Below are 405 nucleotides of genomic sequence, written 5' to 3'. Positions count from 1 at the left end.
AGGAACTGCTCACCCTCTACGCGGACCCCGCCCTCGACGAGAAGCCGGCCCTCCTCGCCGAGCGGGGCGGGGCGTACTACTCGGAGGCGGCGGTGGACCTGGCGGCGGCCCTCCTCCGCGACGCGGGCTCGCGGCACCAGGTGGTCAACACACTCAACAACGGCACGCTCACCTTCCTCCCTCCCCGACGACTCGGTCGTGGAAGTCCCGGCGAAGATCACCCCGAAGGGCGCGGTACCGCTCCCCGTCGCACCGGTGAACCCCCTCTTCGCGGGCCTGATGGCGAACGTGACGGCGTACGAGGACCTGGCCCTGGAGGCGGCCCTGCACGGCGGCCGGGACCGCGTCTTCCGCGCCCTGCTCGCCCACCCCCTGATCGGCCAGTACGAGTACGCCGACCGCCTG

General features: G+C 72.6%; 1 pseudogene. It reads left to right on the top strand.

Annotated elements, in window-relative coordinates:
- Positions 1 to 405: pseudogene (locus LPA54_RS40760) on the top strand (6-phospho-beta-glucosidase); the annotation flags it as partial.

The sequence above is a fragment of the Streptomyces sp. DH12 genome, assembly GCF_020873895.1.
Taxonomy (GTDB): Bacteria; Actinomycetota; Actinomycetes; order Streptomycetales; family Streptomycetaceae; genus Streptomyces.
Note: the sequence above shows the minus strand (reverse complement) of the source record. Positions and strands in the feature narration are given on the sequence as shown.